Source organism: Rummeliibacillus sp. TYF005, assembly GCF_003844195.1.
GTDB lineage: Bacteria > Bacillota > Bacilli > Bacillales_A > Planococcaceae > Rummeliibacillus.
Window position 1 is genome coordinate 11,618 of record NZ_ML122549.1, and the last position, 21,967, is coordinate 33,584.

Sequence of the window (21,967 nt, forward strand, 5' to 3'; positions counted from 1 at the left end):
ATATTACTTAAAAATATCTTAGCAATAATATGAAAAAGCCTCAAGATCTACTAGTTCTAAACCTGGACTTGCACGTAAAGTAAAACCTTCTAATTTGAATAGTGTATTATATATTTATAAATTTCAATCGATTGCCTTCTTTACGACTAATTTTTTATATTATGAAAATGAATAAAACTGAAAGGATATACTGTACATGAATTTAACGAATTTCCAAAATTATATTTCCAGTACAATCGTGAAACGAGGGAAAAATTATTTTAAAAATGGGCATATAGTTGAACTTACTCAATTGACAAACACAGATTGGGAAGCAACCGTAGAAGGAACGGATGATTATACAGTTCATGTGAAATTATCATCTGAAGAAGAGATTACATCTTCAAGATGCAACTGTCCTTATGATGGTACTTATTGCAAACACGAAGTTGCTGTTTTCTACGCATTGCAAGACGAACCAAAAATGGTGCTCAACCATCCACCACTAGAAACGATTCTTATTGAACAAACAAAAGATTCACTTATTCACTTTCTACTAGATGTAGCTCATGAGGATTCACATTTCCAGCAAAGAATTTTAAAATCTTTTATGAATGATACTATTTCGCAAACAAATCTATTAAAAAAAGCAGAAAAGACTATATTAAAACCAATGAAAAATGCATTAAAGAAAGGGTATATCTCATCGAGTGAAGAGGACTTAGTATTAATTGGTGTAGAAGAAGTCATTAACCAAGTGCATGATTTGATCAAACAAGGAGAACTTCATTTAGCCAGTGAGCTTACGCTACTCTGCTTTTCAAAAACAGCTAAACTTTATGATATTTCAAATCATACATTGATGATAGAAGAAGTGTTAGAATTGTGCGTTAGCCTTTTAGATGAGGTTATTCCTAAAGGGGTTACTAGTTGCTCCATCGAACAGCAAGAAGATATCTTAAGAAAACTTTTCGACGTTGCTATTGAAACAGAAGAGGATTATTGGAAGCTTGAACTTTTGAAACAGGCATTACCATTTTGTGAAGACCCAGTATTTTCAAACGCTTATTGCACAACTATTCCAAAGATATCTTTCAATAGTGAAGATTTTGGAGAACAAGCAGAAGCTTTAATACTCCGTGCGCTCATTATTTCACAAGATGAAGAACAGATTCAATTATTTATAGATAAGCATCGACAAAATCCGCACGTTCGCGAAACATTAATCCACATTGCATTTGAGGATGAAGATTTCGAAAAAGCACTTAAACTAGCATCAGAAGGAATTGACAGTGATTTTGGAAAAGTAAAACTACGCTCAAAATGGGAGCAATATGCTTATAATGCACATCAAAAGTTAGGAAATCAAGAAGCTATGCGTGGAATAGCCTTTATGCTTGCTGCTGAAGGAGACTTGTATTTTTATCAAGAACTAAAAGAATTGTATGATCACTCGGAATGGAGCAACATCGTCCAAGATTTAATCGTTGCATTTGATGAACTAGCTAACTATCCTTCATGGTACCCTGATCTTCTTATTAATGAGAGAGAATTTGCAAAACTGCTCAACTATTGTCAACAATCTCCGAGCCGCATTTATACGTATTCCACTTATCTAAAAGAGGATTTTTCGGAAGAAGTTAAAGCATTATTCTATCAAGACATCAAGAAACAAGCTATAACTGTAGCGAATCGTAGTGGTTACCAAATATTGCGAGGTGCACTTCAACAATTTTGTGATGCTGGATATGAAACCGATGTGAAAGAAATCACCGAACAATTAAAGGAAATGTATCCGAGAAGGACCGCATTACATGAAGAACTTCGGAAGATAATATGGAATAAGTGACGGGGTATCCTGAATGTGGGATTTTGAAATCGCGGGAGTTTGGTCTGATTTCGCGGAAGTTTACCAAAAAATCGCGGGAGTTTCACTCAAAACCGCGGGAGTTCGGATAAAATTCGTTATATCCAATTCTTTATTAAAATATAGGATTGGACATGACATTAAACTATATTCTTGAAAATTATTGAAATGTGTCCGCACCTACTCGGAATTTGCTTTTCTTGAAAATTATATAATCTCTACGTATACTAGAGTTAGTTAGAGCATAACTTAAAAAGACCGCCGATGTTGTGGCATCGAACGGTCAAGTAGATAGTTGGTTCCCTTAAGGGGATTGGCTAAATGAGGGAATAACCCATCTGAGCCGCTAACTCAAGGATGGGTTATTTTTTTGGTTTTTAAATGAAATTATTGACAACATCAATACAGCAAATGCAATTGCAAACATTAATGCTTCATATACTGTCATAGGCACCACCCCCTTTCTAACGGGAGGGAGCCAACCACCCTTGAGCACCAACTATAAATAGACAATACCAAAAGTATATTCTTATTAAAAGTAAAATCTCTAATTCTATAAGTTACATATATCGGATTTATTATAGAATTTTGAAACTTTATCTCCTTTTTTAACGTATAGTAGAAAAGGAGGGATTTGCATGATAAGAAACAAATGGCTATCTTATTTTTGGAAAATTTTATGGATTATCGGGCTAATCATATTAGCTAGACTCAGTTTCAGTTATGAAATTCAATCAAAACAATCTGCGGATGCAACATTTAATTTAATTCCTTTAATTTGGTTTAAAGTAATTATCTCCATTCTATTTGGTCTCTATCTTTCTCTTATATTAGTGAAGAAATGGTCATTTAAAATAAATCCATCTTTAATATGGTGTGTATCAATTCCATCCTTACTACTATCTTTTACATATCCAATCACTGCAACACTCGCATCTTTTAATAATTTACCTGAGGTTATCGCTAATTCCTCTATTTTGTATTGGCTTATAAATGTTACGTCTTCTTCAAATATTTTTGGAATAGTTGCAGGTTTATCTTTAATACTAAGTCTTTTTAATGATTCACGGTGTAGTGAAAAATGCTAGGCATCCAACGCAATTCAAGTCTTTTTAGTATATGACTTCAGATATGAGGTGCCTCACATTCGAGCATCTAACTCAAGGATGGGTTATTTTTTTATGTTTTTTAAATAAAAGTATTAATTCAATCAATGTGCAAATTGCCACTCTTGATTGAATTAATCTTTAAATCCCTCTACGTTCAGATAAAACTTATAACGTATCATATGGCTCTTTCACGCTAACTAACTTTAAATCCCTCTATGTTCAGATAAAACCATTCGCTATCTTCGTAATCTTTAAATTGCGATCATGCTTTAAATCCCTCTATGTTCAGATAATACAATCGAAGACGCAAAAAACTAATTGAGTCCGACGATGCTTTAAATCCCTCTATGTTCAGATAAAACGCTTTCTTTGTTGAGTAATTTCAGAGAGTAAAGATTCCTTTAAATCCCTCTATGTTCAGATAAAACTGAAATTACATTCGACGCACATATTGAAGTAACAAACTTTAAATCCCTCTATGTTCAGATAAAACCGCGTCGGTACTCGCAGCTAAAAACCACAGTGAATTCTTTAAATCCCTCTATGTTCAGATAAAACCCTACATTCAAACCGCATGAAATCAACGTTTGTGTTAGTGAATTTGCAGTGAACCTTCAATGTGGTTTTTTGTTAAATTGCAAATATTGCTCATAACATGATTATATCAAGGTTTACTAAAGGTTATACGGTTATTTCCAGAATGCACCAGATTAGAAAAAAAGGTCAAAATCCCCTTTTTCATTTCCAACCGTATCTTTTTTAATATGTTTTGGATTTTCTACAATATAGTAATAAATGCTATCTTCGCTAGGATCAATTATTTTTTCTACTTCTTTTCTACATTTCATAAACTGCCCTTTGGTTAATTCTCCTTCAAATACAGAGTTTTGTGTCCAAGTAAGGTGTTCTCGTAGTTTCTTGCATACTTTTCCTACACTTTTAACATTAATATCATATGTTATAATGACAAACATTGATTACCACCAAGCCTTTAATGGTGTGTAAATTGTGTCACCAATAACATGTTTTATTAACTTATAACATTCAAGGCGGATTAGATATTTATAGGAAACGTTTCGATTCAATTTTCGGTGACGAATAGTCTGTTTTAATTTTTCATCAAACGCAGCTATAACTATTTTTCTTCCTTCATCATTTAAATAAACCATTCCTTCATGATCATCAAAGTGTTTTGATTGTATCTTTTTTGTGTTAACCAATGTTAAAATCAATGGGTCGACTAGCATTGGTTTGAAAATTTCAGCTAAATCAAGGCATAAAGAAAATCGTTTTTGTGATGGTTCATGTAAATAACTTATCGTTGGATTTAACTGTGTTTTTTATGTAAGTAGAATAAACAATTATGGTTTTTTTGAGAGTGATAATAGACTGATCAAAATACTTGAACTGCAAAAGAAATTAGATGAAGATGTAATTTCTTTTGTACCGCAAACCTATAAATTTTTTTATAAAGAAACGGAGGACTTCTAAATCCAGAAGTCCTTTTCATTTTACACAAACCCTTGATATATCTAGCTCGGACAATATTGTCCAAAGCATGATTTAAAGTATAATTATACCGCATCGACAGCGGATTAAATTTGAGGGAGAGATGTAAAGATGAAAAAAGTGTCTTTAAATGAACTATTTATTAAGTATGGTTTTTATAACATGAAGGATGCACCCCTTTCAAGAGAATATTCAACAGTTGAGCGTGACCTTACCCTACTTCTAAATGTCAAAAAAGAATTATCAGCACTAGACATTGCTGAAGAAATGAATGAACAAGACTTTGTTGAGATTCTTGAAAAACATACAGACAGTCGTACTGAAATGCTGCTGAACGGCAATGTAGTTCCGCTAGAAGCCATCGATTGCTACGTACGTGGAGTTGTAATTGAACTGAATCGTCTAGGTTTTAAAACAAACTATTCTTGTGATGGGCATGACCGTAATCGTCCAGTAATCGGCTTTGAAACTTCACATATTGCAATGCAAGCTGCTTCATTTTTACAAAGTATTGGTATTGAAACAAACAGAACAGGTCGTTCACTAAAATTCCGTATTTCTCGTTATGATCTGCCTAATATGGCTTTATCATTAAATAAAATGACAAAAGAGCAAGCAACGGAGATTTTAGAAAAGACTAGTATATTAATGCCTAAGGATGAATATTACACCTTACTTGAGAAGCTACTAAATATTTCAGGTGTGAGCAGAGATGAAGAACAAATACGAAGTTTTGTCTTAGATGAACTTTCAAATCATGTTGACCATTTAACAACAGATAAATACGGCAACATCATTGCACAAGTATCCTATGGGCATGGACCGACGATTCTTTTAAATGCACATTTAGATACAGTGGATGTATTTTCACCAAATCGTACAATTGTAAAAAATTATTCGATTTTGACTTCAAGCGATGGCATTCTCGGTGCGGATGATCGTGCAGGTATCTGTGCTGTGTTAGCTACCGTGAAAACGGCGAAGAAAAGCGGATTTAAAGGGACTCTTAAGATTATCTTTACAGTAGAAGAAGAAATCGGTCTAAGAGGTGCGAGAGCCGTGAATGACTTTTTCTTATGGGACATAGATATGGCTTTTGTCGTAGATCGCCGAGGAATTGGTGATCTCGTAACGTCATGTTATGATATGCAATTTTGTACAGAGCAATTTGCTCGCAGAATCCACCGATATGCAAATGATCGCCATCCTGGTAATTGGCGCATCGTTCAAGGAGGTAGCAGTGATACTCGAATATGGGCTTCTCAAGGGATCAACAGCATGAATATCTCAGCTGGCTATTTCAATGAACATACTGAAATGGAATCCCTCGATATCGAAGCCAACTACCGTTCTTATGAGCTTCTCATTCTTCTATTGCAAGAAAGTAGATTTCTTGTAAGACCACATACAACTGCAACAAGAAATCGAATAGTGAAAAAGTGAATTAATATATATTAGATTGATCTTCCCTATGTATACTACAAGTGTAAAGGTAAAGGATTATTTTAGATTTCTTGAAATCATAACAATCTTCACGTATACTAAAACTATGAACAACATAAACTAAAAAGACCGCCGATGTTATTGCATCGAACAGTCAATTAGATAGTTGGTTCCCTCAAAGGGATTGGCTATTTTCAGGGTAGTAACCCATCTGAGCTGCAACTCAAGGATGGGTTATTTTTTATGGTTTTTAAATGAAAGTATCGACACCATCAATGCAGCAAAAGCTATTGCAAGCATTAATGCTTCATATACTGTCATGGCACCACCCCCTTTCTAACGGGAGTGAGCCAACCACCCTTGAGTACCAACTATCTTAAATACCATTATATCAAACATATGTTCCTGATAATAGTATTTAAGTACAATTTAGATTTTCACAACATACTATCTTCTTTTGCTAATTTAAGCTTAGCAAGATTTTGATATGTTGAATAAACTCTATATACTTTCCAAATTAAGTACTACATGATATTAGGATTAGTGCTTATGAAAAATACTCCATCTTATAACCTTCTCATCATAAATCACTTGAAGTTTTTCTGAAATCATTGTTTGCTAACAAGTCTAGCCCTACATAAATTAAGTCTTTTTATATCAACATTTTGTTTTATATTTTACAGATTTAAATCATGTAACCTTAAAATGATATTAATTGATTAGGAGACTGGCATTTAATCTAAAAAAATTTACAAATTCTTATTCCTCATCCTCTTGGAACAACTCCTTTAGAATTAATTCAGGAGCTTGAAGAAAACGTTTTGTTAGAATATAGTGAATGGTTTCTTCGTATCGAATCGTTTCAAGATCATCATTGTCAAAATTATAGATTGTCGCATTTGGATATCCAAGTAAGATAGGTGAATGCGTTGCGATAATAAATTGAGCAGTGTCCTCCAAATCTTTTATAATTTTCATAAGACTTAATTGTCTTACTGGTGAAAGGGAGGCTTCTGGCTCATCTAACAAATAGATTGCTTTTCCTCCAAACGAATTATTAAATAGGGAAAGAAATGATTCACCATGGGATTGATGATGTAATGATTTTCCACCATATGCAGCGTACTTTCTACTTGGAATATCTTCTAATGCATCAATATAACTTGCATAATGATAGAATGTTTCAGCTCTTAGAAAAAAACCTTTTGTTACTTTTGGGCTCCAAGATAATCGAATATACTCCCCCAAAGCAGATTCTGCTTGATCAACTTCAAAATAACTGTTTCTTCCTCCACCTGCTGTATTGAAATCACATTGATCAGCTATAGCTTCTAAAAGGGTTAACTTTCCAGTTCCATTTTCACCAACAAAAAATGTTACATTAGACGGAAACTCAAGACATTGAAAATTCTCCATCCATGCGATATTAAAAGGATAGATTGAAGAATCTGGTACCTGTTGTCGTTTGTAAGAAACTTTTTGTAAATACATTGGCTTCTCCTTTTCGATTTTAGACGTTTTATGTCTTCTTCAGAATGAAAGCATAACACCCATTACATCATTCGAATTGCAAGTGCATATAAATCGTTGTTGTCTATTCTAAAATCTGTTCCGAAGAAAATAACAAATTCCAATTCTTGAGTGATGTGGTTCTGTCTTACCTCTCCAATCCCAGTAAAAGGTATGATTTGTTGCCGTTTTAATAAACGCTCAATTGCACCAAATTTATTTAAATATATTCCGTTTCTAGGTTCTTTAATAAATGCCTCTTCAAACATAACCCTTATTTCCTTCTGATCTTCTAAAACTATGATGAGTGCAATCTCTCCTTGAAGTTTTACCTTTTTGATGTAGCCCATCAATAAGCAGTTCTTTCCTATATGAGATGAATCTAGCTGAGAAACTTTTCTTTTTTTTAGGTTAGGACCTCTTCTTTTTAATAGTTGTCTAGCCGTTTGCTCATCAAATAATGTTAACTGTATACCTTGCGATTCTTTTCTTCCACTTTTTTTAGGATTGTGATTTGATATATTTTGAGTTTTCAATTCTTCAAGTGACTTTTTCTCTTCTTCCGACATTGTTAAGATGGAATATGCTTCACTTAATGCTTTCTGTCTACGCTCAAATTCAATTCCAACAATTACATCAACAGCTGCAACTTGTTCCTTTTCGACGGTGTAATGATCAAATCTATATTGACAACTTTGGGAATGTAAATTATATTGCCATGTTCTAAAATGAGATTTTTCACCACTACTATAGATTAACTTAGCATTGCAATTTGGGGTTGGACAATACAGATTCCCCCTGAGCTCTTTATAATATTTTTCGCGTGATACATCTGATAAAGATATTAAAGTAGGATTTGCTCCAACATTCAGCCTTGCTTCTGGAATTCTCATCATATCACCTCTTAGATTAATAGATACTTCTCTTAAAAAGGTTTAATTGATGTACATCATGGTGTATAAACCATCTATTAACACAATCTAAATTACCTATAAGTTAACTCGAATTCTTCTATTGCAATTACTCGTCGCAAAAAACATCTGAACAAAGTCATCTCGAGTTAGTCTACATTCCTTTAAGCATTCATGCACTTCTTATTCAACTATTTCAAAAAGTTCTACTTATACTAACTATACATACAATTAAAGAAACATATATTACTATATTATACAATATAATACCAATTTAATTGAAATAATTACAATCTCCACGTATACTAAAATTATCAAAAGCATAAAATTAAAAATGACCGCTGATGTTATCCCATCAAACGGTCAATTAGATAGTTAGTTCCCTTAAGGGGATTGGCTGTTATTAGGTTAAAATAACCCATTCGAGCGGCTAACTCAAGGATGGGTTATTTTTTATGATTAAATGACAGAATTGCAATGACTAACGTTGCAAACGCGATTGCAAACATTAATGCCTCGAATACTGACATTGGCATCACACCCTTTTTGGGAGAGTGCCAACCACCCTTGAGTATCAACTATCTTAAATAGATTCTATGATAATATTAATTTTAATCTCGTAAGATTTTTATATGGTACTACACATCTTAGAATCGAAAATTAATCCATTTCACTAACCTTCTCATCATAAATCACTTGAAGTTTTTCTAAAATGACTTGCAAATCTTTATTGTTGTACATTGCATTGAACACATTCATTAACTCCACTTCTTCCAAGCCTTCAATTGATATAGTTTCAGAATGAATACGATTATATTTAGCCTCTAGGGACAATCCCTTTTTACTAAAGTTAATATCCTTTTCTTTCAAATTCTCCATCAGAAAAACTCGTTTTTCGGCTTCAATCGGTCCAACTTCTAACGTAAAGTATATTTTTTCTGGGTTAATATTCATCCAAAATAAGAATGGTCCATTATCCCACCACCATTTTTCTCTTGTTTCACCCAACTTCTCTTTAAATGCATCAAACAACGGGATTTTAAAAGATAGATTTCGAGAAGAAACACGATAATGTGTTTCAGGGATGTCCTTCATTTTCATCCATTTTTTAAATGCATGTTGAATTTTATTTTTCGCGTCATTAGAAATTGAGATTTTTTCTTGTTTCTTCGCTTCTTCGTTAATAGTTTTTTTATGATTTAAAATGGACGCTACTTGTTTTCGTAACAAAGAAAATTCTGCGCTATTGTACAAATCCATCATTGCTTGAGTGAGTTCCTCCATATCATCCCACTTATTGACATCTACTTTTTGCGTGTAAATTCGTGTATAACGTGCTTTTTCTAATTTAGAATTTTCTCTAAAAGATAAACCGACTGTTTCTAATCCTTCGAGTAGTGAAAGACGTCCAGCATATTGGATTGGCCCCACTTCAGCGATCAGACGTAAACGATGATCATTCGTTTGTTCAAACCAAACAATCAATCCCTTTCCTAACCAATAGTTTGGTTCACGCAATTGAATTTTACTAATAGCTTGCCATTCAGGAGGTAACAAGTTTGGGACAGTTGGATGAGCATTATAGAGAACATCTTCTTTAAACTGTTGTTGAACGAATTGTTCAAAGCTATAGGATAAAATATTTTGTCCATGTTTGAAAATATAATTGATGGTATTTTTATACTTTGTCATGAATTCAAATTGATACCCTGATTGAAAATGTAATTGCTTATACTGTGTGGATGTTTCTTCAAAAAGCGCATCAATTATTGGCTTATGATTTCGATAAATTTCGATTGCTTGTATGATTTGATCTTGATTTGGATAAAATTTTTCTTTTAATATTTGATCATAATCTTTGATAAATTTATAAACATCATCACTTATTTGATCCTTATATAACATCAGAATGGTATGTAAAATGGATTCGATTCGTTCATAAGTCATGATGAAATATTGCTTGTTTGAAGGCTCTTCCCCATCAAGCGTTAAGTATATTGGAATAATCATAAAATTCTCAAATTGATGTTCAATATATTCTAAGTAGTCATCCAACTGATTTTCCGATTCAGTCGAATAAAACTTATTTTCAATTAGAAAGACCGTTTTCAACTGTTGGTTGACAATAAGTAAATCGATATATCGATTTTTATCTGTTTTTACCTCACGATATACATGGCTATCTATTAAAGATTGGTTCAGAATTCCCCCGATAGTGTCATATTGTGGATTTTTACTATTTTCATCTATCAAAATTAAGTGTTCCAACATTTTACGTAAAAAATAATCACGTAAACTATGATTTTCTTTCGGATTTAATAGCCATGATAATATATTCGAATGCCGAATTTCATGACTTTCTAGTTTCAATATTTTTAACGTATTAAACGAATTCACAGCCTGATTCAATTTTTGAAAGGCTGTGTCGTTTTCTAGGTTGAAAAGATCTCGAATGTTCATTACTGTCACTCCTGATTTAGATTAGAATTTATAAAACCTTATTAATAACATTATATTGTAATTATTTAACTTTCTTATTTTTCTTACTTTAAGTTGCAATGATAATAATTAAAAATATCTCTATTGTAGTACGATTACGCGATAATAGTTATTACCTCATACATTCGATTATTGACAAATTACTATAATAGCTATATACCAAAATAGTAATATGGAAAAACCAATAGTAATACAGGGAGAGAATTAACTATGACAGATGAAAGAATACTTATTAAAAAGCTGAAATAAAACGTGCAATTGAAAAATTAACAAAAAAAGAATTATGTAAAGCATTAGGAATAAGCTATACATTCTATCTAAATAGTATTAATGAAAATAATAAACCTTCAAAGAAAATGATTAAAAGAATCAAAGATTACATAGATAAGCCAACAGATGAAGTATACCGGAAAGTTTTTATGAATAGAGAAACAGAATTAACATCATTTCACGAATCTCTTGAAGTTCAAAAAAAGGATATTTTAAATTCAGGTGAAGAATTGATGGATAAAAAAGTTATTAACGAGGAAGCATTACTCTTTGCTAAATTTGAGCTTAGGAATATTAATTTATAATTCTCATTATTTCTAACATCAATTATTGACTAAGGCACTAAAATCAATGATTTAGATTTAGTGCCTTTTGGTCCCTTGTTATATTGACTACCAGTTCTATCAAACTTTGTATCTTATTATAATTTAAGCTATTCTTAAATTCTTCATTTTCTCTTTCTCATAAGGAGATAGGTTATACCTACAAGGAATAATACAATAGAATAACCTATTAATAAATTATTAACAGTTCTATCAATAGCAAAATCAATTATAACTGAAATTCCTAACACTATAGAAAAAATTAAAGCTGCAATAGCTATTGATACGAACTTATTCATAAACGTCCTCCTATAATGGCATTAAGCTACCTAAATCCGTTTAGGTATCTGTATTTTATCTAACCCCAGGCTTGTTACTTCAGCTTAACTCAACTGCATATCTCCACTTACCATATTACTATACATCACACTTTTAGCTTTTAATTGGCTAAACAAATTGGCAAGGGCCGTTTCACCTACATTTCTGTATTTGCCAAGTAATACGAGTTCTTTTGGTAGATCTACCACTTTTGTAAATTCTTGTTCTTGCAAGCTATTCATAAGGCTTGTAAGACCTGGGAAGTTTTCTTTTGTTAGTGGTACTTCTCCCAGAACATCAGTCAAGATAATATAATCAGCTTTGTAGAATAGTAATGTTTCGCCAGCATACATTTCTTGGATCTTTTTGCGTTCAATTTCTTCTTCGATATAGGTTTTTAACTCTTCGAAAAATGTTGCATCATTAGTTTCTTTAAAACGTTTTACATATTCATGTAACCCTTCTAACTGAGATGGTAACTCACTCATAATTCGTGCTTGTTGCTCTCCATTTAAACGAATTAAGAACGTTGTTGATTTTGGAAAACGTTGAGGTAATAAAAAAGCATCACGTAAAAAAAGCGGTATTTCAATTGTTTGATCTTGATAACTTATGGATCGAGCAATTTTCTTCGTTGTTTGGGTTGGTACTAATTGTTGTTGCTGTTGATTTCCCTCCCCATTCATCATTCCTTCGATTAATTCTTTAATTCTTTCAATTAAAGACTCATCATTTTCCTGATCTCTGTATGGTTTTGGTTCTATGTATGGCGGTACTTCTGTATCTGGGCTCGCATACGTTTCAATGTACCAACTGATTACTAAATGGGTATATTCCCAAACAGTTAAAGCTTCTCGGATTAATATTTTGCGTGATCCATCATGTGTCGCGATATTCCCTTGCTTACGTACTAATGTAATGGCTTTATCTGCAGTATCTGTTAGTATACCTTCTTGCTTCAATGCTAGTTGCTGCTCTGCAAAGTTTGACCATTGAAGATGGTGCATTTTCTCAATCTTAGCGACATGCTTTACTAATGTTTCAACAAGAGTTCGCATAGATTGAGTCGCAGCACGAGGCGTTACGAAAATTAACTTTTCAATTTCATCTGTTAACTCTGCTAGTTGTGGGTTTATGTCTTTTAAAACATCGTACATTTGACTTGTCATTGTATTGCTCCTATTTTATAATATTTTATCTTGATTCTTATAGTTGGAAATTCACCGTTTTTGTTACTTAAATAATAATTTTATCTAATAAACAAGTACAGTTTGTGGATTTAATTTTTCTAAATAATTTAGTATTGCTTCCCTTTCTTTTTCAAGGGCCTTATCGGTTATATCTAATGCAGGAAAGAAAACGCTCATATTCCCATCAAAATGATTAAATTCATTTAAAAGTGTCTTTTTAGAGGCAAAAAACGCTCTGTGTTTAATGTTTTCTTTTATGCTATTATCAGAAAATGCCTTAAATATAATTTTACTTAACATATCATATTTTTTTGTATTTATTTTGTATAAATCTACCAAGTTCTTTTCTACACTTAGTCTTAAAAACAAGTAATTTAAAGTATGAAAAAGAGACCTTTTTAACAACTTATAATTTGTGTCTTCCTTTAACACTTTAGCATTTTTAACATTATAATTTATAATATCTTGAGAACTAATTTCGATGTTATTTTTGAAGCATCTCGTCGGTTTTATTAAGTTACTGTATATATGTGTAATATTAACTTTTTCCGAATTGTATCCATGCATAATTTTTGTTAATTCATTTTTAGATTTTATATCTAATGTAATTTGTGCATAGCCCCTTAAAAAAGGAGCTAAAGATATTAAAAAGGCCTTTTCATCATAAATTTCATTAAATATGTCTGACTTTAAAATCTCTAAGAATTCAGGTATGGATAATAATATTTTTTTCTCGCAATTGCTAACTGGTATTATTCCATTTAACTCTCCATCTGTATTATTTAAAAGGTATAAATTAAAACAATTATTTTTTTGATGTTCCAATAATCTTATTAAATCTACATTATGACTTAGAATAATTTGATTCTTATTTTCCAAAAATCTAATAATTGCATATGCAATTTTGTTTTTAAATATAGAGTCAAAGCTTGAAATTGGATCATCAATAATAATTACTTCTTTTTGAGTATTTTTAGCTTTTAATAATTCAAAGGTAAGAGAAATAAAATTTTGTTCTCCATTACTTAAATGTAATTCATTTCTATCTTTATTTAGTAACTGTTCATTTTCAAGTAAAATTGAAATTTTATTTTCCTTTGTTCTTTCTATTTTTAATTCCTTATCAATACTTTCACTAATTATATTTTGAATAAAAAGTAAATCTTCTTCAACTAACTCCAATTGTTCACTCTTTACTTTTGAATACTCTTGAAAAATATCCTCTAGCTTTGCGTCTTCACAAACTTTTATAAATTTATTTTTCACTTCTATTCTATAGATTTCTATGTACCTATTTATTTCATGAACTAAAGATTTTAATTCAGTAACATCTCCTTCATTCAAAATCATATAAAGCGCCTTTCTTATCGATAAAGGATCATTCCCCTTTATTTTGTTTAAAACATTTTCAATTATTGCCTTTTCGTTATCATTTAAGTTATTTACTATTTCAATATTATGTTGATTCTTTTTTGATTTTAACTTTTTAGTATTTATATCTTTCGTTTCACATACAATGCAATCATTTATGTAATCAAATTTATTTAGTATCTCAATAGCCGCTTCATTTTCTTCTAGTTCTAAAATATTTTGAGAATTCAAGTTCAATAATTCTTTATCTAAGTTCAATATTATGTTGATTAAAGATCCTTCTAAATTAGCTTTAAGAAAATTTAATTTTTCTTCCTCATAATCCTGTATATTAACTATAGTGCTGTGTTTTATGTAATTTATAACTTCTTCATAATCAAGTCTCTTCCCTTTATTTTTTTGATTAACTATATCTTTTAGAAATGCAGATAATTTACTATCTTTAATATAACTAAATACTTTACTAGAGACTTTTTTTATTCCATATTCATTTTTATAAATTTTATTTAATCCATCAAAGGTTCTCATAAAGCTATCATCTAATTTTGTCTTTAATTCATATTCTTTTCTAATATTATCTCCTATTAAAAAATCAGTTTCTTCTCCTTCAATGATGTTTCTACTATTTTGATCAGATATAACATGAAATATATCTTTCTCTGTTTCATTTGTTACATCCATATTATTATATTTAAGCTCGTATTCGGTACCTTGTTCTCTAGAGAAAACTTTTGCTAACGATGTTTTGCCAGTTCCATTTGGACCATATAGCACTGCGATTTTTTGATTGTTATTAAATTCTATTTCATTATTATTTTCAAGCGATAAGAAATCAGAACAGAAAATATTATCTTTTTTTAATTTGTTTATAGTTAGACATGTAGACATTTTGCTTTCCTCCATTCTCAAAAATAAGAACACATTCGAGAATTTTATAATTCTCAGAATGTGCTAAAACTTATAACTTTAAAAATCAAACGCTAACTGTGCTGACATTAGCTCTGCTTGTTCAATTACAATTTCTATTGCATCTTTTTGGAGATCTGGTGGATAGCCATACTTTTTAAGCAGGCGTTTTACATGGACACGCATTTTGGCACGTGCAGATTCTCGCAGGTTCCAATCAATGCTCATGTTTTCTTTGATGGATTGAGTGAGTTCATGTGCAATGATTTTTAGTGTGTCATCTCCTAGTACTTGTTCGGCTGTTTCATGAGAAGCTAATGCGTCGTAGAAGGCAATTTCTTCTTTTACCATACCTGTTTGTTCGCCACGTTTATAGGCAGCATCCATTTCCTTAGCTAAAGCAATTAGTTCTTCGATAACTTTTGAGGTTTCAAGGGTACGTTTGTTGTATTTGTTGAGTGCATTTGAAAGCATTTCAGAGAATTTTCTTGCTTGGATTAGGTTGTTTCGTTGTACGTTTTTTACTTTACCGTTTATTAAACGATTTAATAGTTCTACTGCTAAATTCTTTTGTGGTAACGCTCGTACATCTTCTAAGAATTGATCTGACAAAATTGAAATGTCTGGGTTTTCTAAACCTAATTCTTTATAGACATCTACCACTTCTTCAGAAATAACGGATTTTGAGATTAATTGGTTAATCTGTGCATCCATTTGTGTGGCTGTTTTTTTCTTGCTGCCATCCCCTAATGTTTTGACGATGCTTGCTTTTACTGCTTTGAAAAAGCCAATTTCATCATTTAATTCCTCTGCCTCTGGTGTTGTAGCGCATAAAGCATAGGCCTTTGAAAGCTCGGTGACAGTGTTTAAGAATCTTTTCTTTTCATCTTCACCTAAGCCAATAATATAATCCATCGTATTAACAATCGCTTTAATGCGGTCGGATGATTTTTCGGATAGATAGCCTGAATAATCATGTTGATATAGTTGTTCCACGATGATTTCGTGTTTTTCTATCATTATATTAACTGCTGCGGATGTGTCGATACCAGCTGTTTTGCGGTCACTATCGGTATATTGTTTTAATGCTTGTTTCAAGTTATCCGCAATACCAATGTAGTCCACAACAAGACCACCTGGCTTATCTTTGAAAACACGGTTCACGCGTGCAATTGCTTGCATTAAGTTGTGACCTTTCATTGGTTTGTCGATATACATCGTGTTCATAGAAGGTACGTCAAAACCTGTTAGCCACATGTCTCTTACAATAACAATCTTCAATGGGTCATCATTATCTTTCATACGGCGAGCTAAAAATTCACGACGTTTTTTTGTACCGATAAATGGTTGCCATTCTACTGGGTCACTTGATGAGCCAGTCATAACAATTTTAATAGCCCCTTTATCATCATCATCTGAATGCCAATCTGGACGTAATTTAATGATTTCTTTATATAAGTCAATCGCAATTCGACGTGACATAACAACGATCATCGATTTACCAAACATTGCTTTTTGGCGTTCTTCATAGTGATGAACAATATCTTTTGCCATTTTCACTACACGTGATTCTGCTCCCGCAATGGCTTCTAGTCGTGACCATTTTGACTTTAGCTTTTCTTTTACAGAGGATTCTTGGTCTTCTGTAATTTCTTCATAATCTGCATCAATCGATAAATCTTCTGGTAATTCAAGTGGGATAACGCGTGATTCATAGAAGATTTTTACCGTTGCCCCATCTTCTACTGCCTGAGACATATCATATATATCTATGTATTCTCCAAAGACAGCTGGTGTATTACGATCTGTCGCCTCTACAGGTGTACCAGTAAAGCCGATGAATGAAGCATTTGGCAATGCATCACGTACATACTTAGCAAAACCATATTTCACTTCACCTTGATGAGTCTTCTTACTCGAAATTGAAGCCCCAAATCCATATTGTGAACGGTGCGCTTCATCTGCCATGACAATAACATTAGTTCGATTAGTTAAGCATGGCATTTCGCCTGTGTCTTCATCAGGTGCGAATTTTTGCAAAGTCGTAAAGACAATTCCTCCTGACTCCACACTTAACAACTCACGTAAATCATCTCTTGAATCAGCTTGACTTGGTGTTTGACGTAAAATATCTTTGGACATCGAAAAGGTTTTATAGAGTTGGTCATCTAAATCATTACGGTCTGTTAATACAACAAGTGTTGGGTTGTTCAACGTTTTTATCAATTTTCCCGCATAAAAAACCATCGATAAACTTTTCCCTGAACCTTGTGTATGCCAAACCACACCGATTTTATGGTCACCAGTTTTAGATGTAGCTATTTTTGCTTTTTCTACTGCTTTATTAACTGCATGGTATTGATGATAGGCAGCCAAAATTTTAAATGTATCAGCCCCATCCGTTTGGAAGAGAATAAAGTTTTGAACAATATCCATCAAACGACTTGGTTCAAGCATTCCTTTTAACATCACTTCAAGCTGTGGTTCAGCGCCACTTGCTAGACTTTCCCCATCTACTGTACGCCATTTCATAAATCGTTCTTCATTTGCAGTCAGGGAACCCACTCGAGCATTAATACCATCGCTAGCAATTAAAAATGCGTTATAACGGAATAATGTAGGAATAGCTTGTTTGTAGGTTTGCAGCTGATTATAGGCATCGGTAATATCGACATCTTCATTGGTTGCGTTTTTCAGTTCAATCACGACAAGCGGTAGACCATTAACAAATACAAGTATGTCCGGGCGCTTATTATTTTGCCCCTCAATGATTGTAAACTGGTTCACCGCCATATAGTCATTGTTCTTTGGATTTTCAAAGTCAAAGACATGTACAGATACGGTTGGATTATAGCCATCTGTCCCTTGTGTTTGAATTTCAATACCATCTGTAACGAATTTTTGAAATTGCTTATTGTTCAAAACCAAATTTGGTGAAGCATTTGCAATAATTTTTTGAACGGCCTCTTCAATTACTTTATCGTTGAACGTTGGATTAATCTTTCGCAAAGAATCACGTAACCTTTCAATAAGTACCACATCACGAAAGCTCATTCGCTCAGCATAATCTCCATCTGGTGCAATGTCTGGCCCTTCGATAATTTCATAATCCAATTCTTCCAACCATTCAAGTGCTGCGATTTCTAATTCAGATTCGTTATACTTAAACAATTATTTCACCTCCAATTCGTCTGGGATTTCGATTTCTCCTGATAATAGTTTTGGAAGAAGGGTGTCTCGTAACTCTTGCAATTTTTTATTTTCAATTCCTAATGCTATAATTTGCTCAATAATTGGTTCGAAAGTTTTATTTGCTACTTCTAACTGAATCAGTTTTGGTATCACAGCTTTTGCTTCTTCTAGATGTGCACGCTTAATATGCCCCATAGTTGTAGCTTTTTCAGCTGCTCTAGCTTGAAAAACTGTTAAATAATGCTTAGTCCATAAATAATAAAACCATTTTTGAAAATCGCAAGATGTAACTTTAAATAAATGTTGATTTAGTCCAGCTTCTCCACCAGTCCATAATTTCACTAATAGTGTTCCAGACCAAGAAAATATAACATCCCCGTTAAGAACTTTAACAGAATCTTTAATATTGATTGAACATCTATCACTATTAACATCTGTGAATCCTTGATTCAATTCTTTAATTTTTAGAACTGGTAATGATTTTTTTTCACTTTCCATTGGTCTATACTTTTGCATTGCTAATCCGTTTTGATAGTTTGCAATTTTATCTAAACTATTAATTCTCCATCCCTTAGGAATCTCCCCTAACTCACTTTCCACCATTTCTCCACCACTTGATTTATACGGTTGCCCTTGTTCATTTGGAAATTCAAAATCAATGAACCAATGTTTGAAAAGGGTTTGGGAGAGTTGCTCCAATGTTTTTATCATTTCTTTATTTACTTCAATTTTTTTATCAAATAGTGAAAGAACATTTCCTATTCTTCTTTGCGTATCTAAATCAGGAACTTTTAGTTTGTATCCTAAAATTGATTCCTTTTGAGCTCTTTGTCTTCCTGAGGTACCCGTCATTGACTGAATAGTTATATCTCTAACTTCTGGAGAGCGCATTAGATAATAAATAAATTGTGAATCTGCTTTACCTTGCTTAGCTCTTATAACAAAAAACTCTGTTGAGCCAAATGCTATTTCATCTTCATCTAATATATCAACATAAGCTATTTTTCCATTTTCTAAACAAGGTGTTATACGTGCAACTAAAGTATCACCATTCTTAAACTTAGAACCACTTTTAAATTCAGTTATTTCATAGTCTTGTATCTTTTTTACGAATCCATCTAAATGTTCCATAGCAATTTTCTTAGTAATAGTCCCTTTTTTTAATGATGTAGTAGGATTTATTTCTAAAATTGATTCTAATTGTGTTTCTTTAAATTCCATACCCTATTCCCCCTAAAGTACGGCGGATTTTTTCTTCAAGCTCTTTAGATTTTGCAAATTGCTCAGATAGTTCACTTGTCAATCGGTCCATTTTTTCTTCAAATGGCTCATCATTATCTTCTTGTTCTGCTAATCCTACATAGCGACCAGGTGTTAGAATATAATCATTTTCTTTTACTTCTTCAAGCGCTGATTCTTTGCAAAATCCTAGTTCATCTACATACTCTTTGTCATTCGTACCTCTCCAAGCATGGAATGTATCCGTTACTTTTTGAATATCTTCTTCACTAAATTCTTTATGTGTTCGGTCTGCCATGAAGCCTAGATTACGTGCATCGATAAATAAGATTTTATTGTTTCTTTCACGTTTACCTGTTTTCACTTTATTCTTTGAAACAAACCAAAGACATACAGGAATTTGGGTTGAGTAGAATAGTTGACCCGGTAGTGTTACGATGCATTCAACTAAATCATTTTCAATTAAGTTTTTACGAATTTCCCCTTCACCAGAAGTATTAGATGACATAGATCCGTTTGCTAATACAAAGCCTGCTGTACCCGCTGGTGCTAATTTTGAAATCATATGTTGTACCCATGCATAGTTAGCATTTCCTTGTGGTGGAATACCGTATTGCCAGCGTACATCATCTGTTAATTTATCTCCGCCCCAATCTTTGATATTAAATGGTGGATTGGCTAGAATATAATCAGCTTTTAAGCCTTTGTGTAAGTCGTTATGGAAAGTATCTGCATTATGAGGTCCTAAGTTTCCGTCAATTCCACGAATTGCTAAGTTCATCTTGCAAAGTTTCCAAGTTGTTGGGTTGAATTCTTGGCCATATACAGATAAGTTATCGATTCGTCCTTGATGTTCTTTTACAAATTTCGATGATTGTACGAACATACCACCTGACCCACAGCAAGGATCATATACGCGGCCTTTATATGGTTCCAACATTTTAACTAATAGTTGAACGACAGATGACGGTGTATAGAATTCGCCACCATTTTTTCCTTCAGCGCTCGCAAATTTACTTAAGAAATATTCATAGACACGACCTAATACGTCTTTCGAACGACTTTCTTCATCTCCTACTTTGAAAGAAAACAAATCAATTGTTTCACCTAATCGTGTTTTGTCTAACTCTGGTCGTGCAAATGATTTTGGTAGTACCCCTACAAGTGATGGGTTTTCTTTTTCGATTGCTACCATTGCAGCATCAATTAATTGTCCGATTTCAGGTTTCTTCGCATTATCTTTAATGAATGACCAACGTGCTTCTTGTGGCACAAAGAAGATATTTTCAGCTAAATATTCATCGCGATCTTCTTCATCAGCCCATTCATCAGCTTTTAATTCTTCATACTTTTCTTCAAATGCATCGGATACATATTTTAAAAAAAGTAAACCTAATACAACGTTTTTATATTCACCTGAATCCATCGATCCACGTAATTTATCTGCCATTTGCCATAGTTTTTCTTCAAAACCTAAATTTGCTGTTGTCATTGACGTACCTCCAAATAACTTTGATTCTCTCTTATTTTAACATTTTTATCATAAAAATTTTGACAATAGGCAATAATTCATGAAATATTTATTGGTTTTATGGAAATTTTTTAAAAGATAATGATTTTTACACATAATATACTTCATTTAAAGAAATTAAAACTTTAAATGAAGTGATATTCTACTACTTACCATAAATTTCAATTTTATGATTTGGTATTAGACTTAAATAAAATACGACTTAGCTGAAATTATGTGATGGTTACACTTAATATCTGCTAAGTCGTATAATGTTTTCGTATTTTTAAATGTAGAATACTTTTAAAATTCTCTATCTATCAAAAACGCACTTTATTTTTGTCCCAAAAGAATGCTTAATTCTAATGCCTGGCGAGATGTGTATTCATTTAAAAAATTGTTTTTCAATTCTTTATATCCTTGTTCACCTAATAGATTCGTGAAGTATTTTTTAACTGTATTGAATTCCTTTACTTCTTGATCTTTTACGGTAAATTGACGGATTGGATAGTGGTGTATAGCTCCATTTTTAAATTCAATTGACTTTTTATATGATGCTTTTGTATTAGTATTAAAATGTTTAAGATTTACTACTATTTCTACTCTACTTTCTTCCATTTTCTTATATGATACAACAGCTTCACCTATATCGTTTTTAAAAGTAGATGTTGTTCCATCAAAGTTATAAGTAACCATTCTGTATGACCTCCATTGTTTCATGTGATTTCACTATTAAAATCATACTATGTATATCTGAAATATACTTGTGTGATTTTATTCTCATATGTTTAATTACAAATCATATAAATCCAGAGCTTAAAT

Annotated in this window: 18 protein-coding genes, 1 pseudogene and 1 CRISPR repeat array; of the genes and pseudogenes, 4 read left to right on the forward strand and 15 right to left on the reverse strand. The window is 32.3% G+C overall.

The genetic code is table 11. The annotated features are described in order from the left end of the window. The first annotated feature begins 196 nt into the window (after nt 1–196). On the forward strand, nt 197–1,828 hold the full coding sequence (locus CW357_RS06750; protein ID WP_119416741.1) for an SWIM zinc finger family protein: 1,632 nt from the start codon (nt 197–199) through the stop codon (nt 1,826–1,828). A gap of 364 nt (nt 1,829–2,192) precedes the next feature. Here CW357_RS06750 and CW357_RS18545 read toward each other — a convergent pair whose 3' ends face one another. Beyond that, nucleotides 2,193–2,294 carry a putative holin-like toxin gene (locus CW357_RS18545; RefSeq protein ID WP_241155052.1) on the reverse strand — a complete coding sequence of 34 codons (102 nt, stop codon included), beginning with the start codon at nt 2,292–2,294 and terminating at the stop codon, nt 2,193–2,195. Between the two features lie 190 nt (nt 2,295–2,484). On the opposite strand from CW357_RS18545, the gene CW357_RS06755 reads away from it, so the two are divergent. Beyond that, nucleotides 2,485–2,934: a hypothetical protein gene (locus CW357_RS06755; protein ID WP_124217653.1), complete on the forward strand. Its 450-nt coding sequence runs from the start codon at nt 2,485–2,487 to the stop codon at nt 2,932–2,934. Nucleotides 2,935–3,091: 157 nt separating this feature from the next. Next, nucleotides 3,092–3,513: direct repeats of the CRISPR family, unit length 29 nt; unit sequence CTTTAAATCCCTCTATGTTCAGATAAAAC. Between the two features lie 152 nt (nt 3,514–3,665). On the opposite strand, the gene cas2 is transcribed toward CW357_RS06755, so the two are convergent. Both cas2 and cas1 read right to left on the reverse strand, forming a co-directional pair. Continuing rightward, the gene (gene cas2, locus CW357_RS06760) at nt 3,666–3,929 is read right to left on the reverse strand and encodes a CRISPR-associated endonuclease Cas2 (protein ID WP_124217654.1); all 264 of its coding nucleotides are present in this window, start codon (nt 3,927–3,929) and stop codon (nt 3,666–3,668) included. 3 nt (nt 3,930–3,932) lie between these two features. Next, nucleotides 3,933–4,295, reverse strand: a pseudogene (gene cas1, locus CW357_RS06765) (CRISPR-associated endonuclease Cas1); the annotation flags it as partial. A 280-nt stretch (nt 4,296–4,575) separates the two neighbouring features. Between cas1 and CW357_RS06770 the strand changes: the two are divergent. After that, nucleotides 4,576–5,907 (forward strand): M20/M25/M40 family metallo-hydrolase, encoded by a 1,332-nt coding sequence (locus CW357_RS06770; RefSeq protein WP_124217656.1) that lies wholly within the window; start codon nt 4,576–4,578, stop codon nt 5,905–5,907. Nucleotides 5,908–6,141: 234 nt separating this feature from the next. Here CW357_RS06770 and CW357_RS18860 read toward each other — a convergent pair whose 3' ends face one another. From CW357_RS18860 to CW357_RS06785, 5 genes are all read right to left on the reverse strand, one after another. Next, entirely contained in the window at nt 6,142–6,228 is an 87-nt protein-coding gene (locus tag CW357_RS18860; RefSeq protein ID WP_371683881.1) for a putative holin-like toxin, read from the reverse strand. Nucleotides 6,229–6,666: 438 nt separating this feature from the next. Continuing rightward, entirely contained in the window at nt 6,667–7,398 is a 732-nt protein-coding gene (locus CW357_RS06775) for an AAA family ATPase (RefSeq protein WP_124217657.1), read from the reverse strand. Nucleotides 7,399–7,460: 62 nt separating this feature from the next. After that, nucleotides 7,461–8,309, reverse strand: coding sequence for a hypothetical protein (locus tag CW357_RS06780; protein ID WP_124217658.1), 849 nt, complete (start codon nt 8,307–8,309; stop codon nt 7,461–7,463). Between the two features lie 464 nt (nt 8,310–8,773). After that, a complete protein-coding gene (locus CW357_RS18865; protein WP_371683860.1) occupies nt 8,774–8,863 on the reverse strand; it encodes a putative holin-like toxin in 90 nt (29 codons plus the stop codon). A 124-nt stretch (nt 8,864–8,987) separates the two neighbouring features. Next, nucleotides 8,988–10,787, reverse strand: coding sequence for a PDDEXK-like family protein (locus CW357_RS06785; protein ID WP_124217659.1), 1,800 nt, complete (start codon nt 10,785–10,787; stop codon nt 8,988–8,990). Nucleotides 10,788–11,245: 458 nt separating this feature from the next. Here CW357_RS06785 and CW357_RS18190 point away from each other — a divergent pair, with 458 nt between their 5' ends. After that, entirely contained in the window at nt 11,246–11,401 is a 156-nt protein-coding gene (locus CW357_RS18190) for a hypothetical protein (protein ID WP_164489557.1), read from the forward strand. 143 nt (nt 11,402–11,544) lie between these two features. On the opposite strand, the gene CW357_RS18195 is transcribed toward CW357_RS18190, so the two are convergent. From CW357_RS18195 to CW357_RS06815, 7 genes are all read right to left on the reverse strand, one after another. Beyond that, nucleotides 11,545–11,718: a hypothetical protein gene (locus CW357_RS18195; RefSeq protein ID WP_158582436.1), complete on the reverse strand. Its 174-nt coding sequence runs from the start codon at nt 11,716–11,718 to the stop codon at nt 11,545–11,547. Nucleotides 11,719–11,802: 84 nt separating this feature from the next. Then, nucleotides 11,803–12,906, reverse strand: coding sequence for a DUF4145 domain-containing protein (locus CW357_RS06790; RefSeq protein ID WP_124217660.1), 1,104 nt, complete (start codon nt 12,904–12,906; stop codon nt 11,803–11,805). Between the two features lie 84 nt (nt 12,907–12,990). Further along, entirely contained in the window at nt 12,991–15,186 is a 2,196-nt protein-coding gene (locus CW357_RS06795; RefSeq protein WP_164489558.1) for an AAA family ATPase, read from the reverse strand. A gap of 78 nt (nt 15,187–15,264) precedes the next feature. Then, the gene (locus CW357_RS06800) at nt 15,265–18,375 is read right to left on the reverse strand and encodes a type I restriction endonuclease subunit R (protein ID WP_124217662.1); all 3,111 of its coding nucleotides are present in this window, start codon (nt 18,373–18,375) and stop codon (nt 15,265–15,267) included. Next, nucleotides 18,376–19,617 carry a restriction endonuclease subunit S gene (locus CW357_RS06805; protein ID WP_124217663.1) on the reverse strand — a complete coding sequence of 414 codons (1,242 nt, stop codon included), beginning with the start codon at nt 19,615–19,617 and terminating at the stop codon, nt 18,376–18,378. It abuts the gene before it with no gap. Further along, nucleotides 19,607–21,127, reverse strand: a complete 1,521-nt coding sequence (locus CW357_RS06810) for a class I SAM-dependent DNA methyltransferase (RefSeq protein WP_124217664.1) — start codon at nt 21,125–21,127, stop codon at nt 19,607–19,609. The genes CW357_RS06805 and CW357_RS06810 overlap by 11 nt, the downstream gene beginning before the upstream one ends. Before the next feature lie 351 nt (nt 21,128–21,478). After that, the gene (locus tag CW357_RS06815; RefSeq protein ID WP_119416788.1) at nt 21,479–21,841 is read right to left on the reverse strand and encodes a hypothetical protein; all 363 of its coding nucleotides are present in this window, start codon (nt 21,839–21,841) and stop codon (nt 21,479–21,481) included. Between the last annotated feature and the right edge of the window lie 126 nt (nt 21,842–21,967).

What these genes read in the sequence shown, in the direction of transcription:
- CW357_RS06750 (WP_119416741.1), top strand. Translation starts at nt 197, where the DNA reads ATGAATTTAACGAATTTCCAAAATTATATTTCCAGTACAATCGTGAAA.
- CW357_RS06795 (WP_164489558.1), bottom strand. Translation starts at nt 15,186, where the DNA reads ATGTCTACATGTCTAACTATAAACAAATTAAAAAAAGATAATATTTTC.
- CW357_RS06785 (WP_124217659.1), bottom strand. Translation starts at nt 10,787, where the DNA reads ATGAACATTCGAGATCTTTTCAACCTAGAAAACGACACAGCCTTTCAA.
- CW357_RS06815 (WP_119416788.1), bottom strand. Translation starts at nt 21,841, where the DNA reads ATGGTTACTTATAACTTTGATGGAACAACATCTACTTTTAAAAACGAT.
- CW357_RS18860 (WP_371683881.1), bottom strand. Translation starts at nt 6,228, where the DNA reads ATGACAGTATATGAAGCATTAATGCTTGCAATAGCTTTTGCTGCATTG.
- CW357_RS06775 (WP_124217657.1), bottom strand. Translation starts at nt 7,398, where the DNA reads ATGTATTTACAAAAAGTTTCTTACAAACGACAACAGGTACCAGATTCT.
- CW357_RS18545 (WP_241155052.1), bottom strand. Translation starts at nt 2,294, where the DNA reads ATGACAGTATATGAAGCATTAATGTTTGCAATTGCATTTGCTGTATTG.
- CW357_RS18195 (WP_158582436.1), bottom strand. Translation starts at nt 11,718, where the DNA reads ATGAATAAGTTCGTATCAATAGCTATTGCAGCTTTAATTTTTTCTATA.
- CW357_RS06810 (WP_124217664.1), bottom strand. Translation starts at nt 21,127, where the DNA reads ATGACAACAGCAAATTTAGGTTTTGAAGAAAAACTATGGCAAATGGCA.
- CW357_RS18190 (WP_164489557.1), top strand. Translation starts at nt 11,246, where the DNA reads ATGAATAGAGAAACAGAATTAACATCATTTCACGAATCTCTTGAAGTT.
- CW357_RS06770 (WP_124217656.1), top strand. Translation starts at nt 4,576, where the DNA reads ATGAAAAAAGTGTCTTTAAATGAACTATTTATTAAGTATGGTTTTTAT.
- cas2 (WP_124217654.1), bottom strand. Translation starts at nt 3,929, where the DNA reads ATGTTTGTCATTATAACATATGATATTAATGTTAAAAGTGTAGGAAAA.
- CW357_RS06780 (WP_124217658.1), bottom strand. Translation starts at nt 8,309, where the DNA reads ATGAGAATTCCAGAAGCAAGGCTGAATGTTGGAGCAAATCCTACTTTA.
- CW357_RS06755 (WP_124217653.1), top strand. Translation starts at nt 2,485, where the DNA reads ATGATAAGAAACAAATGGCTATCTTATTTTTGGAAAATTTTATGGATT.
- CW357_RS06805 (WP_124217663.1), bottom strand. Translation starts at nt 19,617, where the DNA reads ATGGAATTTAAAGAAACACAATTAGAATCAATTTTAGAAATAAATCCT.
- CW357_RS06790 (WP_124217660.1), bottom strand. Translation starts at nt 12,906, where the DNA reads ATGACAAGTCAAATGTACGATGTTTTAAAAGACATAAACCCACAACTA.
- CW357_RS18865 (WP_371683860.1), bottom strand. Translation starts at nt 8,863, where the DNA reads ATGCCAATGTCAGTATTCGAGGCATTAATGTTTGCAATCGCGTTTGCA.